This is a genomic window from Paenibacillus sp. FSL W7-1279, assembly GCF_037969845.1.
GTDB lineage: Bacteria > Bacillota > Bacilli > Paenibacillales > Paenibacillaceae > Paenibacillus_AQ.
Window position 1 is genome coordinate 3697312 of sequence record NZ_CP150215.1, and the last position, 16056, is coordinate 3713367.

The following is a 16056-nucleotide window of genomic DNA, read 5'->3' on the forward strand; positions in this document are numbered from 1 at the left end:
GGCCGAGTTCTTGTCCCTCGACACAAATTGCTCCATCTATTGCCTCTTACATTCTCATATACTTTTCGTATGTATACTAGATATTTATAGTATTTTAATGGTATTTCATTTGCTCGCCTACATGAAAAGAAATAGACCGCCCGCACTAAGGTAACGGTCTTATTTCTCGTACTAACTTCTGTGGCCAACTGCTCTTTATGCAGTTATTCTGCTTAGGAGTCGTGTTCCAGCACGACGCTTTACTTATCCGTTTTTCTTCATTCGGTATTGCCCGGGCGTCATGCCTTTCTGCTTGCGGAATAGCCGGATAAAATACGAGGGATGATAACCGACCGACTCGGCGATCTCGTTCACTTTGAGATCGGTCGTGCACAGCAGCTCACAGCCCCGTTCAAGACGAAGTTCCATGACATAATCGACGAAGTTTTTCCCGTGGGCTTGCTTGAATGAGCGGCTGAGCGTATAAGAACTGACGCCAAAACGTTCCGCACAGCTCTCCAGAGAGAAATCTGCCGTATAATCACGTTCGATCTCCTCCTTGACTCTTTCGGCGAGACGATCAGTATACAGCCGATCGCTACCATCGATCTCGCGGCCATAAGGTTCCAATACCTGTGTACGCATAAAGGCGGCCATTGCTTTGGGCTGGCGTATAGTGGCAAGACGTTCATACAGACCCATAAAGTCGACGTGCTCGGATGGAGCACCGTTCTCCATCATCGTGTGGAGCAGACTGCCGAGCAGATGCAAAGTCAGATTACGCATTTCTGGCTTCGAGGCCGCTCGGCGTGCCAGCTCATCGATAAATTCATCCGTCAGCCGGGCCGCTTCCTCGATTTGGCCAAGCTTGACACTGCGGAGTAGCTCACGTTCGAGCTCGAATGGATAAGTGCTCTGCTCATCAAGATCCGGCATCCATTCATCCAAATGCAGAACCCGACAATCTTCGTCATGCTGAATATGACGCAGCGCAGCTCGCAGAGAATGAAGCAGCTCCGGCACTTCCAGAATTCCGGAAGCACTGCCTGTGCACATTAGGGTCTGCAGCCGCAGCACAGAGCGTATCGTACCTGCCAACTCTCCCGCCAGCGCTTTCCCCAGTACGTTCAACCGCTGTACAGCGCCCTCTTCATTTGCAGTATCACCTTGGATCTTATCGGCTGAACTTTGCAAATCGTACGTATGTTCTCGATCCGTCTCGGCTGTCACCCCGTTTTCACCCATGGTATAAGGAATCAGCACGGCAGCGGTCGAATCCTGAAAATTTACAACGATTGCCCGTTTTGTACGCTGCTCCACAAATTCACGGGCTACGTTGGCGGCAGCGAACGTCATCAGAAGTTCATCTTCTTCGCGGAACTTCGATTCCGGCGGCGATAGCACGCCGACCTGCAGCAAGAAAACTAACATCCGCTCGTCGGGATGGATCGACCATCCGAATCTTTCCATTCGCGACAGCAGTTCTCGCTCGCTCAATGTCTGATAATGTCCCTGCATCAGCTGCATCAAAAAGGCCGATCTCAATTCGGGATACGTGTGTTCGAGCCGGGCTTCGGCTTCTCTTTTGGCATCGGATAGACCGCGCCAACTCGTCTCGATATAGTCTAGCTCGTCGTAGGGATGCATATTGTTCTCTATTCCGGTACCGTCAGGTCCGTTTTTGGAACGCTGGCTTATGCTGATTTTCCGCAGCAGTCCGCTCAGGCCTTTTTCTTGTTCAGGTGTTTCTGCCGTCCCGACGGCCCTGTCCCCTGAAGGCTGACCGAGCGCCGGTGAAAACTGGCTGTTAAGGATTTGTACCAATCGACCTATCGGCTGGTGCAATCGATGCGAAGCCAACCAGGCGATCAGCAGCGCCAGCAGCATACCGGCCAAACTCACGGCGAGCAGCGAACGTGAGAGCAGCACGACAGGACGAGTTAGCGTTTCTAAAGGCGACACCGTCACATAAGTCCATTCGACCCCCGGACGATGTAATTGGCTATGGGAAACGGAGTAGGTTTTGCCCTGCCATTTGAACAGATAAGAGTCCGGTGTGTCCGAGACCTGAGTTCGAAGCTCCTCACGCAGCGCGGATTCGAAAATCGGGGTTCGCATCGGATCATCCGACGGCACATCCGACATGCGGATTATGGGTGGTCCGGAACTTGCATATAGAAACGAAGCGCCTTTATCATCGAACGATACCTGGCGCATCCGTTCTTCAATTTTATCTCTGTCCATGTTCAATAGAAGAGCTCCATAAGGATCTCCGTAAGCAGGCAGCTTCCGGACTAATACGACCTCTCCGTTCTCGGAAGCCGTCCACCGAAAATTATCCAGCCAATACAAAGCGGACGGGGCATCAACAATACTCTGAAACCGCTTACTATCTTCTGCGATCGAGATCTTCCTTAACCCTTCCGTATCCGACAGCAAAAGCGGCTCGTTACGAGCAAGCAGCAGCTTTGCGTCTTTCAGCTCCGGATAAGACGCTTTCATCAGTCCCAGAAAGCGATACAGCTCCTGGGTTCTCTGGTATTCCATACGAAGATTTGCTCTTCTCAGATCACCGTCAAGTCTCGGATCTAGCGCCCAACGGGCCGCAGACTGTTCCACCTGCACGAACAGTTCGTCCATGCTTTCTGCCGAGCGTTTAACGAGTGCCCGGTGGCTGCTCATCACCTCGCGTTCGATGTGCTGCGTACCGAGCACATAAGACGAGAAGCCGATAACCGCTGTTGGAATACTCGACATGCAAAGTGCCAGGATCAGGCTGTAACGATAAAAGCGTCCTCTTCCTTCCCGGCTTCGACTCGTCAACCGAAAATTTAGCCAGCTTCGAATATCAGTCACTCCTGCTCCCCCTTTTCTCTATACACTATTAACAGTCTACATACTACATCATTTTATAAGAAAGGGAACATATACAATAGAGCCCCCGCTTCCGGAGACTCCCCTGTTTACATGCACCTTTTTCGGAACAATTCAGCCAGCCGCTTATTGCTCCGCTTGACGGTCGGCATAAGCCTGATTCAGCTCGTCCGTAATTTTTTGCAGATCTGAATCATTTTTCAATTTCTCAACAAATTTGTCCCAGTCCGACAGCGACAGCTTGCCGAGTATAATCTTGGTTTTCATATCCTGAATATTCTTCGCCAGCTCAGGTCCCACCGAAATATTCGTTTCCGAATACAATCCAATCGCTCTGTCAGGAACACTTATTTCTGCACGCTCGTCGATGATCTTTTTGTTCCGCTCAAAAATCTCCAGCGGCATACCGCCTCGATACGCGCGCATATATTTGTCATAATTCATGAAGATTTGACCAAGCGCCTGCGAGCCGACGATATCGGTCTTGGCCTTATCCGTCGCCATCTTGATTCCGTTCTCTTCAGTATAATGAACACCTTCCAGACCGTAGCTGGCCAGCGTTCCGCCTTCTTCCGACGCGCCATAGTCCATCAGTTCAAGCAGTTTTTTCATTTTTTCTTCCGATACCGTTTTGGGAATCACAAACATCCCGAAGAATCCGCCGTCTTTGTTGGTCCAGCCGTTCATGGAGACAAGCGGCAGAAAATCCGCGTCCGGGTTGCTCTTCAGATTCGCTTCCATTGGCTCCCACGCCGCTTCGACCGTGTTAACGGCGGCGCCTGCACGGCCCGCATTCAGCTGATCCTTGGTCTGGCTCTCTTTCAGAACAGCGAGATCTTCCGAGATCAACCCTTCAGCATAAGCTTTGCTTAACCATTCCAGAGCATCGCGCATTTCCGGCAACAGGTTAACGTTGACCAGCTTGCCGTCGACATCTTTCCAATCTCCGGTATTTTGCGTGAATGCGCTGACGATTGCCCCATAGCTGCCCATATTACTTTGATTGACCAATCCTGTGAATCCGATCGTATCGTCTTTACCATTGCCGTCCGGGTCGTTTTTCGTAAATGCTTTGAGCACTTCGTAAAATTCGTCTGTCGTTTCCGGAATTTCCATGCCCAGATTGTCTAGCCAGTCTTTACGCAGGAACAGAAATGGGCCTCCTTCGACCGGACGTACCCGAGGAATCCCATAACTTTTGCCGTCGGCCTGCTTGGTGTTGATCCAGGACTCTTTCGGAAACCCAGACAGGTTAGGGTAGTCTTGAATATAAGGCGTCAGATCCCAGAACGCACCCTGCTTCACCATAGTACGTACCTGGGCCGAGAAAGGATCATCGACCAGCATCAGATCGGGAATCTCACCCGACGCCAGCGTAACGTTTACCTTGTCGCCATAGCTGTTTGGTGATACCCACGTGATATTGAGATCGGTATTCGTTCTCTTTTCGATCTCTTGAATGATCACATTGTCTTCTCCGGGCGGTTCAGGTGTAAAATACATCGACATGATACTGACCGGCATCGGCTTTCCATCTTCCGGCACACCGTTTTCCGCGTTTTGACTGCTGCAGGCCGCTGTAACCAGAGACAGAGCCATAATGGATGCAAACCCCAATTTCGCTCCTATTTTTTTTCTCACTTGAATCTCCCCTTTTATTCGGATATATAAATCAGCTTGCCTGTACCTGCGCTTACTCTTTCACCGAACCGACCATCGCGCCTTTTGCGAAATGTTTTTGCAAAAATGGATATACCATGAGGATCGGAACAGTTGCGATTACAACGGCGGCCATTTTCAATGTTTCCGACGGAATCTGCTGCTCCGCGGTTATCTCGACCGCTGCCGTTCCTCCTGAAGCCGTCGACGAGTCGATCAGCATGTTTTGCAGTAGGACTTGAAGAGGCTGCTTGTTGAAATCGTTGATATAGAGCAGCGCGGTGAAGAAGGTGTTCCAGTACGCTACAGCGTAAAACAGGCCAAATGCCGCCAGCGACGGCAGTGACAGCGGCAAAATGATACGCCACCAGACTCCGATATCGTTGCAGCCGTCAATACGGGCCGCTTCTTCCAGACTGGACGGGATACTGTCAAAGAAACCTTTCATCAATAATACATACCATCCGCTCGTTAGCACCGGCAGAATCAACGACCAGGTACTGTTGATCAAATGGAGATCGCGGATTAACAGGTACGGTGGAATAATACCGGGATTGAAGAGCGTTGTCAGCAGAATCAGCAGCAGCATCACCCGCCGTCCCTGCAGTCGTCTCCGAGACAGGGCATAAGAAAGACAGGATGTTACAAATAAGCTGAGCATCGTGCCGACGGTAGCCAGAAACGCACTGTTGCCCATTGCACGCATAAAAGAATTGGTGGACAACAAATACCGGTAAGAATCGAGACTCCACTTTTTCGGGAAAAGCGTCGCTTTGTTGCGAATGAATTCTGCCGGGTCGCTGAACGACACGACCAGCACGTAATACAAAGGAAACAACGTGACCAGACCGATTACAGTTAGAAAAAACAGATTAGTTGCATTGAATAGACGATCCATTTTGGACTGGAGCATAGGAAACCCGCCCTCCTTTCTTTTCTTTACTCCGGTTGGAACCTATGAACCTTCCTTTTAATAAACACCGTCTTCGCCGAATTTCTTGGCTAGCTTGTTCGCTCCGATAACGAGGATCAGGCCTACCAACGATTTGAACACGCCGACGGCAGTACTGAAACTGAGTTGTCCCTGCTTGATACCTAGCCTATACACATAAGTATCGAATACATCTGCGACTTCGGATACGGCACCGTTCATCATCAGGAAGACTTGCTCAAAGCCGACGTCCATAATATGTCCAATCCGCAGAATAAGAAGGATGATGACGACCGAACGGATGCCCGGCAGAGTAATATGCCAGATCTGCCGCAAGCGTCCCGCTCCGTCCATCTTCGCAGCTTCGTTCAACTGCGGATCGATCCCGGCCATCGCGGCAAGGAACAATACCGTACCCCAGCCTGCATCTTTCCATATCGACTGGACGGTCAACAGAACCCAGAAGTAATTGGGATTGGTCAAAAAGTCGATCTTGTTCAGACCGGCTGCCACTAGAAGCTGATTGACGATGCCTTCGCCGGTAGACAGAAGAAGAAACGTAATACCGACGATAATGACCCAAGACAGAAAATGCGGCAGATAAACAATCGACTGAATCGTTTTGCGGAACTTGTTGCCGCGCAGCTCATTCATCATGACCGATAACAAAATGGGCAGCGGGAAGAAAAAGATGAGTGACAGCAAATTGATCGCCATCGTGTTTCGGAACAAGATCAGAAAGTCGGGATTCGAAAAGAAACGGATGTAATGTTCGAAACCGATCCACGGACTTGCCCACATCCCCTGATAAGGCGAATAATCTTGAAACGAGATCAAGATTCCCCACATTGGCACATACTTAAATAGGATAAAGAACACGATGCCCGGTAGCGCAAGCAGATACAAAAAGCGATCGCGCTTTACGCCTTTCCAGATACTTCGTCTTCGTTCCGTAGCCTGGCTCATCTTGTAATCGCTTTCTATTTTTCTATGGCCGGCTGTGTCCATTCGGGAAGCCATCCCCCACACCTCCATCTGCTGGTTTACCGTTCACCCGGATCATCCGTGTTCCGGTCTGCTCGGGAGCGGTTAATGTCAGCATAGGGGCTGGGGCAATTTCCGGCAATCAACGCTTTTTGCAGCAATCTATTTAACGAAGTAAAGGCGTATCATATGTTGTGTGCGCTAAAGAAAACCAAGAAGGAAAAGTTCAAAAAATAAGCTGACCCTGATAAGAATTTCCGGGAATTGACTTTTCTTGCAAGCGCAATCAATTCGCTCAACGACGCGGATTACGGCATCTTTTCACCTCTAAGGTGCCCATATAAAGTTTTTGGCTTTCTTCATTTAAGTGACAGCACGAAGCCAGTACTCATTGACGCGGTAAACGTTACGACAGGCATCGGGAATAAAATTCTAGCATTATCTCTCATCATGTAAGCCAGTCTGAAATTCACAGCAGATTCTTCCGCGGCCATACGAATGGCCGGCTGCGTTTGACTAACGGCATGAACAGTAGCGTCATTACGAGATGCTCAGGAATAACAACAGGAGCGAAAGCGCCGGTAGTTAGCGGTGCGGCCTTAACGGGCCAGTAGAACGGGAACTTCTCGATGATCGAAAATGAGCAATAAAAAAACTCATGTTGGCTTTGCTTCTCAGCAGAAACCAACACAAGCCTATTTATTTGCTTTACCAGAAGCGATCTCGGTTACCCATCAATAAGGAGATTCCTTCCGTAAAGTAATAATCCCCGTAAATCAATGGGACATCGACGTTTTGTTTTTCGGGGTAGTGACTCGTTCCGTGTAAAATAAGACCTTCCTCCGTTTTCGATTCCCAGGCTCCATAATTTGTATACAATGAATGCAGTATTTTTTTCGCGCTTTCGCTATAGACCCTTGACTCATCCCCGTCAACCTGTTCTGCTAAAAGCAGAAGCCCACAAGCTGCGCAGGCTCCAGCCGATGAGTCACGGACCGTACGGCTCTCTTCAGACGAACGGAAATCCCAAACCGGAACATAATCTTGTGGTAAATTAGCTAAGAAAAATTGAGCTGTTTTTTTGGCGCCATTCAAGTATTGTTGGTTTCCAGTGTAATGGTAACTCAGGCTCATTCCATAGATCGCCCATGCCGCTCCACGTGACCATGCTGATTCAGGTGAGTAGCCTTGCCCTCCCTTCACTTCAAGCTTTTCTCCGGTTTCAGGGTCAAAAGATACAATATGGGCAACCGAGCCATCCGTCCGATAAAAATGCTTTAACACGGTATCTGCATGATTGGTTGCGACGTGCTTGTATCGCGGATCTCCTGTTGTGTTTGACGCCCAATACAGCAGTGGCAGATTCATCAGACAGTCGATAATGGCCCAACCTGCAACATCTTTACCATTCCACGCACGGATGAATTTCCCTTGGACGTTAAAACGCGCAGCGAGAAGGTTGGCGGCAAGTAAAGCCCTTCGTTTCGAATCATCTGATCCTAAAATTTTATATCTTGCTACGCTTGTTAAAGTCCACATGAAACCAATATCGTGATCTATTTTATTCGAATCGGTCAATAATACATCCAGCTGGCGTTCGCATGATTCTGCGGATGCTTTCAAATCCTCATCTTGCGTATCCTGATAAATAAGCCACAGCAATCCAGGCCAGAAGCCAGCAGTCCACCAGGAGGCTGGTTCCAATCGGTATTCTCCATTTTGACTTGCATGTGGGAATCCATCTCCGATACGCTGATGAACATGCTTCACTTTTGCCTTCGTTTGATTCCATGCTTCTTGCACCCAATTTGATTCGACCGTCATCCTTAATCTCTCCCCTCCTATTGTAAACGCCTACATTTCTCCCGAGATTGCTTTATCTATTTGAATTGTTCCACCAGACCATGCTTTCAGCGCAGTCCACTCTGCCTCTCCTTGCCAGAATTCAGCTTCCGGTGATAGCCCCAACGCTAGAAATACCGTCGTACACAGATATAAGCTGCCTGTCGAAATATACCCTTCTCCAATTTCAGGTTGACTGCCGGCAAAGCCAATGCGAAGCCAGCCGGAATCATCGAATGTACCCGGCATCTGAATCTGCTTCCTGATGACGGCCGTAAGTGCGCAACGGACTTGAGCTGGTAACAGCCCTTCCGGAAGTTCTTCCCTAAGTGACATTAAAGACAGATGCTGGAATGCCCCGAAACGATAAGCAAGTGATCTGCCCAGTGGCGGGAAGGTCCCTTCAGGTGATATTAACCGTTCCAAAATGGCAGCATAACGTACTGCTCTTTTCAACACCTTGACTTGTAGTGTAGCCCAATCTTCAAATTGATCTCCTATTGCATCCAATATATCGACCAACATGGGTTGAATGACAAAGCTGTTGTAATAATCCCAGTGGAACGCTGGCCCATCTCCGTACACACCGTCCCCTTTGTACCATTGCTGATGTTGTCTTAAAGCATAATCTACACGCATACGATCCCAATCTTCTACGCCCATTCGGAACAGAGCGGCTTCAATCATGGCGCTAAATAAGAGCCAATTGCTAAAAACCGGACGGATCACACGCGTAGATCTCAAAGCTGAAATCAGATTTGCTTTCACTTTATCACCAAGCATTGCATACAGCTCGTTTGGAGCACGGAGAACGGCGTTGGCAAGGAAGGCTGCGTCAACTAAAGGCTGTCCACCTTTTGTGAAATTCATATAATCCGGGGAAGTTGGATCCGTAGCCGCCTCGATGGCTTGCCTCGCCATAACGGCCATGTTAGATCGAATTTCTCCTTCCTCTCCAGAACGTGGTCCATGTTCGAGCCATGGTGCCATTCCGGCTAAGGTACGTCCTAATGCTTCCAAGTATGTGTAATTGGACCGATCACCTTCTCTCGCTTCGATAGGCATATCCAACACCATCCGACGTTCCGATAATGAATGTAGAACAGGCTGCGTAATTCGAACTAATGTATCCACCCAATACTTCCTATCGTCCCCCATGTGTTCCCCTTTCATCAAGATGTAGTTTATATTAGTATAGGTCGTTGTATAATCCTCCACAATAAACTATAATCATCAAAAACTGACCTATTGTGCTGGGAGCGTGAACGGATGCTGAAGTTAATTTCATGCGGTTTTCATACCATCCACCATGAAGGAATTATTAGAAATCGTCCGAAAGGTTCTGGTCATTACACTTTTGTATTCTTCAATAGCAATGCAGAGTTGAAGTTGAATGGGCAAACGTTGATCGTCGATAAGAATACTTTTGTCTTTTTTCAACCCGAGACTCCCCATGCTTACTGCGAAATAAAGAGCCCTTTCATTAATGACTGGTTTCATTGTTATGGCGAAAATATGAATGAATTTCTTACAGAACTAAACTTCCCTCTGGACACTCCAATTGAAGCATCTGATCCGCTACTGATTTCCAGGTCCATCAAGGAACTACAGAATGTGAACCGGCTTAACGGAACGTTGCGTGAGCGTATCATAGACTGCGATCTTCGGTCCTTTTTCATGAAATTAAGTGATTTGCGGGAACGAACGGCTCCTCATCAACTGAATCATTATTACATCCGATTTAACGAATTACGTAATGAACTCTATCGCTCTCCTCACCAGAACGTTTCTGTAACTGAACTGGCTGCACGTTTAAGTTTGAGTAAATCTTATTTCCAACATATCTACAAGCAGTTATTTGGTTGCTCTGTAATGACCGATATGATTAACGGGAGGCTAGAGCACGCCAAATATCTTTTAGATCACAGCGAGATGACAATAAATCAAATTGCTAGTACCTGTGGTTACGAAAATGACACTCACTTCATGCGCCAATTCAAAAAGTTTGTTGGCATTACACCAAGGCAATATCGATTTAGAGATGTCCTTGTCAAGTAGATTCTCAAACTCTGTAACTGGGCCTGGCGTACCGGCCCTGACACATCGTTTGCAACATACGATTTGCTTGGTGCCAAGTATGTGCAGGGCTCGATGTGTTTGACCGAGCCATTGTCACGTATCATATCGGCTTGTCTTGTGAGGCCAAGGATCTTGTCCAAATCACGCAGGAGGCGCTAATGTAATGCCAGTTGTTTGAGGCCGAGAAGCCCGTCATCCGTACCGACAACGGACCGCAGTTTATTAGCCACAAATTCGCAGATGCCTGAGAGCAATTTAGAGCAAATGAAAAGCAGCACCAACAACTAAAACGGTACCTTCTTGTAGTTGATTGGCATTTCGATATTCGGAAGATTACATCAAGCATTGTCGCCTCCTCCTGTTAAGTAGCTTATTTTGCTGAGAACCCTGCTTTTATAGGTGTCACCTGTTAGCGTTACTTGAATTCACTTTAAAAAAAGCCGCATATAATGCGGCTTTCCAGGCTGTCGAGAAAGTCTCGACAGCTCGACGAAAAGGTCCGTCCGCTTTACTGTGCTGATAATGGGCGACCAGCCATCGATCCTGTCGTGTTATTTAAGATGATTTTCCTCGGTTATTTTTACGGCATCCGTTCAGAGCGTCAACTGGAACGCGAGATTCAGACGAATCTGGCATACCGTTGGTTTCTTGGTTTGGGATTGACAGACAAAGTTCCGGACCATACCACCATTAGCTGGAACCGACGGACTCGTTTCAAAGACACTAATATCTTTCAAGATATCTTCGATGAGATTGTGCTGCAGGCAATCCAGCATCGCATGGTCGGCGGACGAGTCCTGGTTTCGGATTCCACGCATGTGAAGGCCAATGCGAACAAGCACCAGTACACCAAGCAGCAGGTTTTACATAACACACGAGATTACATGGACGAACTCAACGGTGCGGTAGAAGCCGACCGGAATAAGCTATTGCCGGTTGCGCGGGTTGCAAAACGTCAGGGAACAAGCTCTGATGACAGCAACCGTGCAGAATATGAAGAAGATGGCGATCCACTTGGATCGCCTGGAAAACAGGGGGTAATCCCCCCATTTCCCCTCTTGAAGTGACCACTTAAAAAGGGAGAAACCCTGTACTTTAAAGGGCTATACATAGAACCAGCTTAGGAACTCCAGTTGAAAATAAAAGCTTCGCTAAATAGCGTAAGCCAGTTTTATTTAAAGGTTTATCACAGTCTTGATTATTTGTATAATAATGTGGATTACTCATAATTACTCCTTATTATATTTTTTTGAATTTTATATTTGATACCATTAAATAGGATAGAGTTAGCAATGTAATTACGGATATAAGTGATAAACTATTCGTGCTTGGAGCGATCACCGAGCATGTGGAGAGAATCAAACCTGCCACGGTTATTGGAATTCCACTGAAGGTACCTTCAAATTTTTTTATATTAAAAAGCGCTAACCTATACGAACCACTAATGATATAGAACAATAGAGCAACTATACTCACAAGCTTCATCAAGCCAAGATCAGCAAAATTGAATTTAAAATAAACAAGCAGTGCTGGAGCAATACCAAAGGAAACCAAATCGGCTAAGGAATCCAGTTCTTTTCCGAATTCACTGCAAACATCTAATCGTCTAGCGATTCTTCCATCGTATCTATCTATAAATGCTGCAATAATGATATACATTGCACTTGCTAAGTAATTTTGATTAAATACCTCGACAATTGAAAGTACTCCGAAAGACAAATTTACAAAGGTAAGCAAATTGGGAATATTCTTTATTAACATATTTTCTCCTCACTAATATTGAATTTCAGTATTATTCATATTGTTAAATTGTTGTTTTTTGCTCTGTACTCTACCCTCTCCTGTTTGCTTATGATTTATAAGATTAAGTGAGATTTCTTAAGATGGGGGGTACATATATCTTAAGAATTCTTAAGTCGCATAGTATACTGCAATTTATGGGTAACTAATTTAGTAATGGTAAAACAAAAAAAGCCGCTAATAGCGACTTTTTTTGCGTTCATCTTGGTTTCTTTGACTAGTTGGAGGCCAAAATATCATTCAAAAGCCTGTACTGTTTTATTTAAAATGACAGGTAACGTAATCTGAAGTGAAAAAGTATCTTTACGTACCGATACGGCCAATGTCCCGTTGTGCTGCTGTATTATTTTCTGGCAACTAACGAGTCCAATTTTGTTGCTATCTTCCTTTTCAGCCTCACGTAAAATCTTATTCTCGACCCCAAGTTCGACCCATTGTTGTTTCAAAGAAATCTGAATACGAACAGGATGCGTTGGATCTGCATACTTTCGAATATTTGAAAATATGTTATCGAATACACGGCGTATAGCGACCAAATTGATTTCCAGCAAAAATTTCTCATGGTTTGGATCCGCCTGAACTTGAACATCTACATTTTCCAAAACCACCAGTTGCTCATCAATGAGTTGATCGATAAGCGCTCTGCCCTCATAAATTTCAAATTCCACTTCCTCTTCTTCAGCGGCAGAGGATACCGTGAAATATTCGAATAGTTTGTCCGATAGCGCTTTAATTTGATAGGCCTTCTCCCGGCTATTATGGATATACTGCAGCAAATCCTCATGGGTCTTATACTTGTTCAGCTCTATGATATCCATATAGCCTAAAAGAATGGTGAGTGGAGTACGCAAATCATGTGATATTGCCGTGATTAATTCACGATTAGCCATCCTCACCCTTTCCTCACTGCCGAGTCGCTCAACAAATGATTTCCTCATCTCATCAATACTCTGTGCCAACGATGATAGTTCATCTTTTCCAGATATCGTAATGGAATAATCCAAATTTCCACCTTCAAGTATCTTGATCTCTTGTTCAAGCACGCCAATATAAGATGTCTTCTTATTAATTATCAGTAAAAAGGAAACAATGAAGGTAGCGGCTGCTATGAAAATACTGATAACCAAAATGAGATTGTAGTATTGATACTCATAGAAGCCTACCAAGTAGATCTGGGCATCCTGATCTGCAAAATGGATGGTGGTGATGGGTATTTCCGAAGGCACAAATTGAGTTAATAGCTCTTCGTTAATAGCAGGATCAACCTCTGTATTTGAGGAGAAAATCAATTTTTCTTTTGCAAAAATATACAGATTCAAGTATCGTTCATGACTTATCCATGCAGATAATTGCTCATAATCACGAGTAGACACGTTTTGACTATTCACGAACTCTTCGAATTGTTTAAGCGCGTCTTGCTGCCTATTTTCCACATAAGCGGATTTGCTTAAATAATTATTTAACACAGTCTCGCCTAAGACTTGTAAAATGACGAAAACACTTATAGAAATAACTAAAGAAATTAATACGGCAAGAATCAGCTTAACCTTCAGCTTTTTCCCCATTAGTAATCTATTCAATTTTGTACCCCTTCCCCCAAACTGTCTTTACATATTTAGGGTTTTGTGGGTCATCCTCCAGTTTGCTTCTCAAATTACGAATATGGACCATGACCGTGTTATTGCAGGTATAAAAGTAGGGTTGCTCCCAAACGCTTTCATATATATTTTCTGCCGAAAACACCTTACGCCGTTTCTTAGCCAATAGCAGCAAAATCTGATATTCAATTTCAGTCAAAGCGATTTCCTTCTCCCCAACAAACACAGTCTTTGCATCCTGGTGTATCGTAAGATCTTTAATGATAATATGCTCCGTTTCCTCAGTCTTCTCTTTGCCACGATAGACATAATACCTCCGCAGTAAAGCCTTCACTCTCGAAACGAGTTCTGTATAAGAAAAAGGTTTGGACAAAAAGTCATCACTGCCTGAAGAGAAGGCCAATTGTTTGTCAGAATCCTGCGATTTCGCAGTAAGGAACAGAATCGGTGCACTTGTTTTTTCACGAATCTCCAAACACGACTTCAATCCTGATTTATTAGGCATCATCATATCTAAAATAATGAGATCCGTCTCTTCATTTACTTTATCAATCGCATCTTGACCATCTATCGCTTCAATCACTTCATAACTCTCGCTCTCTAATAAAATTCTTACAATTTCACGAATTTCACTGTTATCGTCAGCAATTAAGATTCGCTTGTTCATCTGATCACCCCATCTAACACCAGTATAATAAGTGTTTTGTGCAACTACCAGTAAATACAGTCGACTTAAGAATTCTTCAGAAGTTATGTAGGTAACTCTTAATTTGTCCAATCTATACTACAAACATGTAGAGATCATTGTATAAAGGAGTTTTAGCTATGCCACAACTTTCGAAAAAAACAGTCGTAAACATACTATTAGGTCTAACCCTCCTATTGTCTATTGGTTTACTGATCTATTATTCCCCTGCCCTTATTGAGATTATGTCGTCCATGGACCATTTTAGCGCATATATTCGCTCAACAGATCATTGGGGTCCAGTTATGTTTATACTATTCCAGATTCTTCAGATAGTAGTTGCGCCTATTCCAGGAGAAGTCGTACAAATTGCAGGCGGTTATATTTACGGGGTTACACTTGGGTCCTTGTATACTACAATAGGGTTAATATTAGGCTCAGCGATTGCTTTTTATTTCACTCGGTTTATCGGCCGCGATTATATCTCAAAGATACTCCAAAAGAAAAAGTATAAGTGGATGACGTTCATTCATGATGAGAAAAAGTTTTCAGTTTTTCTATTTATCTTTTTCGTGATTCCAGGTTTACCGAAAGATTTGCTTGTATTTGTTGCTGCTCTTACATCCATGGGTTCGTTCAGATTTTTCTTGATCCTCATCGTTGGTCGTCTGCCGTGGATCATCGCATCTGCCGCTGTGGGGTCAACCATTCAAATGCAGCAATACAGCATAGCGATTATTATATCTGTTATTGCTGTTATCGGTTTTGTGCTCGGATATATCTATAAAGATAAATTGATAAAATGGTTCTCCGCTGTGGAGAAAACAAAAGGGAGAGCTCATTCCGCCAAACCCAAACCCAAGGTAAACCACAACCTTAATACTAAAGATTAGCGTTTATTAACACAAAAAGGTAGATATATTTATATATGAAACGATGGTTCTTTAAAGTTCAACATTGGAGGTATTACTCATGCAAACACTTGAAACAAACCGCTTGATATTAAGAAATTTTGTCGCAACGGATGCACCCGATTTATTCGAATACACTGCCAATCCAAGAGTGAACTGCTTTCTGGACCACAATGTCTCGACATTGGAGGACGCTGTAATAGAGATTGAGAAACGCAGCATTGCAGACGAGTATATCGCAGTCTGTCTGAAAGAGAGCAACAAACTTATAGGAGAGCTGTTTAATATGAAGGAAGAACCGGATACTTATAGTATCGGGTGGAATTTTAATGCCAGATATGAAGGGAAAGGCTATGCAGGTGAGAGCACGAAGGCCTTCATGGAGTATCTCTATATGCAACAAGAGGCCAGAAGACTATATGCCTATGTGGAGGATGATAACTTCCGTTCGCAGAAGCTGTGTGAGAAATTAGGCATGCGCCAGGAAGGCCTATTCAAAGAGTTTATTTCCTTTACCAAACATGAGAACGGAACACCTAAATATGAAAATACATTTCAATATGCATTATTGAAAAAAGAATGGCTCGCGCAACGTGCAAACCAGAAATGATCTTATCATCACATCTGTTCTAACAAAAAACAGTCGATCGCTAGTGACAACTGCCGTCTCCTGGTCGCTGAATGGCTTCCTATACTCTTACACGGGCAGTGGTG

The 16056-nt window shown here is 45.2% G+C and carries 12 protein-coding genes and 1 pseudogene; 4 read left to right on the forward strand and 9 right to left on the reverse strand.

Annotation, left to right across the window (positions count from 1 at the left end; genetic code table 11):
- Nucleotides 1-243: 243 nt before the first annotated feature.
- The 6 genes from MKY82_RS16450 to MKY82_RS16475 all read right to left on the reverse strand — a co-directional run bounded on the left by MKY82_RS16450 (nt 244) and on the right by MKY82_RS16475 (nt 9427).
- The gene (locus tag MKY82_RS16450; RefSeq protein WP_339296601.1) at nt 244-2835 is read right to left on the reverse strand and encodes an AraC family transcriptional regulator; all 2592 of its coding nucleotides are present in this window, start codon (nt 2833-2835) and stop codon (nt 244-246) included.
- Nucleotides 2836-2979: 144 nt separating this feature from the next.
- A complete protein-coding gene (locus MKY82_RS16455) occupies nt 2980-4494 on the reverse strand; it encodes an extracellular solute-binding protein (RefSeq protein ID WP_339296602.1) in 1515 nt (504 codons plus the stop codon).
- A gap of 52 nt (nt 4495-4546) precedes the next feature.
- Nucleotides 4547-5425 (reverse strand): carbohydrate ABC transporter permease, encoded by an 879-nt coding sequence (locus MKY82_RS16460; protein ID WP_220685240.1) that lies wholly within the window; start codon nt 5423-5425, stop codon nt 4547-4549.
- A 57-nt stretch (nt 5426-5482) separates the two neighbouring features.
- Nucleotides 5483-6409 (reverse strand): sugar ABC transporter permease, encoded by a 927-nt coding sequence (locus tag MKY82_RS16465; RefSeq protein WP_233355106.1) that lies wholly within the window; start codon nt 6407-6409, stop codon nt 5483-5485.
- A gap of 726 nt (nt 6410-7135) precedes the next feature.
- Nucleotides 7136-8251, reverse strand: a complete 1116-nt coding sequence (locus tag MKY82_RS16470) for a glycoside hydrolase family 88 protein (protein ID WP_220685239.1) — start codon at nt 8249-8251, stop codon at nt 7136-7138.
- 30 nt (nt 8252-8281) lie between these two features.
- Complete coding sequence (locus MKY82_RS16475; protein WP_220685238.1) at nt 8282-9427, reverse strand: DUF2264 domain-containing protein; 1146 nt, start codon at nt 9425-9427, stop codon at nt 8282-8284.
- 111 nt (nt 9428-9538) lie between these two features.
- Between MKY82_RS16475 and MKY82_RS16480 the strand changes: the two genes are divergently transcribed.
- Both MKY82_RS16480 and MKY82_RS16485 read left to right on the forward strand, forming a co-directional pair.
- Nucleotides 9539-10327 (forward strand): AraC family transcriptional regulator, encoded by a 789-nt coding sequence (locus tag MKY82_RS16480; RefSeq protein ID WP_220685237.1) that lies wholly within the window; start codon nt 9539-9541, stop codon nt 10325-10327.
- 506 nt (nt 10328-10833) lie between these two features.
- A pseudogene (locus MKY82_RS16485) lies at nt 10834-11268 on the forward strand (transposase); the annotation flags it as partial.
- A 319-nt stretch (nt 11269-11587) separates the two neighbouring features.
- Here the strand turns inward: MKY82_RS16485 and pssA are convergent.
- The 3 genes from pssA to MKY82_RS16500 all read right to left on the reverse strand — a co-directional run bounded on the left by pssA (nt 11588) and on the right by MKY82_RS16500 (nt 14413).
- Nucleotides 11588-12109: a CDP-diacylglycerol--serine O-phosphatidyltransferase gene (pssA, locus tag MKY82_RS16490; RefSeq protein WP_220685236.1), complete on the reverse strand. Its 522-nt coding sequence runs from the start codon at nt 12107-12109 to the stop codon at nt 11588-11590.
- A 275-nt stretch (nt 12110-12384) separates the two neighbouring features.
- On the reverse strand, nt 12385-13728 hold the full coding sequence (locus tag MKY82_RS16495) for a HAMP domain-containing sensor histidine kinase (RefSeq protein WP_339296603.1): 1344 nt from the start codon (nt 13726-13728) through the stop codon (nt 12385-12387).
- The gene (locus tag MKY82_RS16500; RefSeq protein WP_220685234.1) at nt 13721-14413 is read right to left on the reverse strand and encodes a response regulator transcription factor; all 693 of its coding nucleotides are present in this window, start codon (nt 14411-14413) and stop codon (nt 13721-13723) included. The genes MKY82_RS16495 and MKY82_RS16500 overlap by 8 nt, the downstream gene beginning before the upstream one ends.
- A gap of 158 nt (nt 14414-14571) precedes the next feature.
- On the opposite strand from MKY82_RS16500, the gene MKY82_RS16505 reads away from it, so the two are divergent.
- Together MKY82_RS16505 and MKY82_RS16510 are read left to right on the forward strand one after the other, a co-directional pair.
- Entirely contained in the window at nt 14572-15324 is a 753-nt protein-coding gene (locus MKY82_RS16505; RefSeq protein WP_339296604.1) for a TVP38/TMEM64 family protein, read from the forward strand.
- Between the two features lie 79 nt (nt 15325-15403).
- Nucleotides 15404-15952: a GNAT family N-acetyltransferase gene (locus tag MKY82_RS16510; RefSeq protein ID WP_220685232.1), complete on the forward strand. Its 549-nt coding sequence runs from the start codon at nt 15404-15406 to the stop codon at nt 15950-15952.
- The last annotated feature ends 104 nt before the right edge of the window (nt 15953-16056 follow it).

What these genes read in the sequence shown, in the direction of transcription:
- MKY82_RS16460 (WP_220685240.1), bottom strand. Translation starts at nt 5,425, where the DNA reads ATGCTCCAGTCCAAAATGGATCGTCTATTCAATGCAACTAATCTGTTT.
- MKY82_RS16465 (WP_233355106.1), bottom strand. Translation starts at nt 6,409, where the DNA reads ATGAGCCAGGCTACGGAACGAAGACGAAGTATCTGGAAAGGCGTAAAG.
- MKY82_RS16470 (WP_220685239.1), bottom strand. Translation starts at nt 8,251, where the DNA reads ATGACGGTCGAATCAAATTGGGTGCAAGAAGCATGGAATCAAACGAAG.
- MKY82_RS16475 (WP_220685238.1), bottom strand. Translation starts at nt 9,427, where the DNA reads ATGGGGGACGATAGGAAGTATTGGGTGGATACATTAGTTCGAATTACG.
- MKY82_RS16480 (WP_220685237.1), top strand. Translation starts at nt 9,539, where the DNA reads ATGCTGAAGTTAATTTCATGCGGTTTTCATACCATCCACCATGAAGGA.
- pssA (WP_220685236.1), bottom strand. Translation starts at nt 12,109, where the DNA reads ATGTTAATAAAGAATATTCCCAATTTGCTTACCTTTGTAAATTTGTCT.
- MKY82_RS16500 (WP_220685234.1), bottom strand. Translation starts at nt 14,413, where the DNA reads ATGAACAAGCGAATCTTAATTGCTGACGATAACAGTGAAATTCGTGAA.
- MKY82_RS16505 (WP_339296604.1), top strand. Translation starts at nt 14,572, where the DNA reads ATGCCACAACTTTCGAAAAAAACAGTCGTAAACATACTATTAGGTCTA.
- MKY82_RS16510 (WP_220685232.1), top strand. Translation starts at nt 15,404, where the DNA reads ATGCAAACACTTGAAACAAACCGCTTGATATTAAGAAATTTTGTCGCA.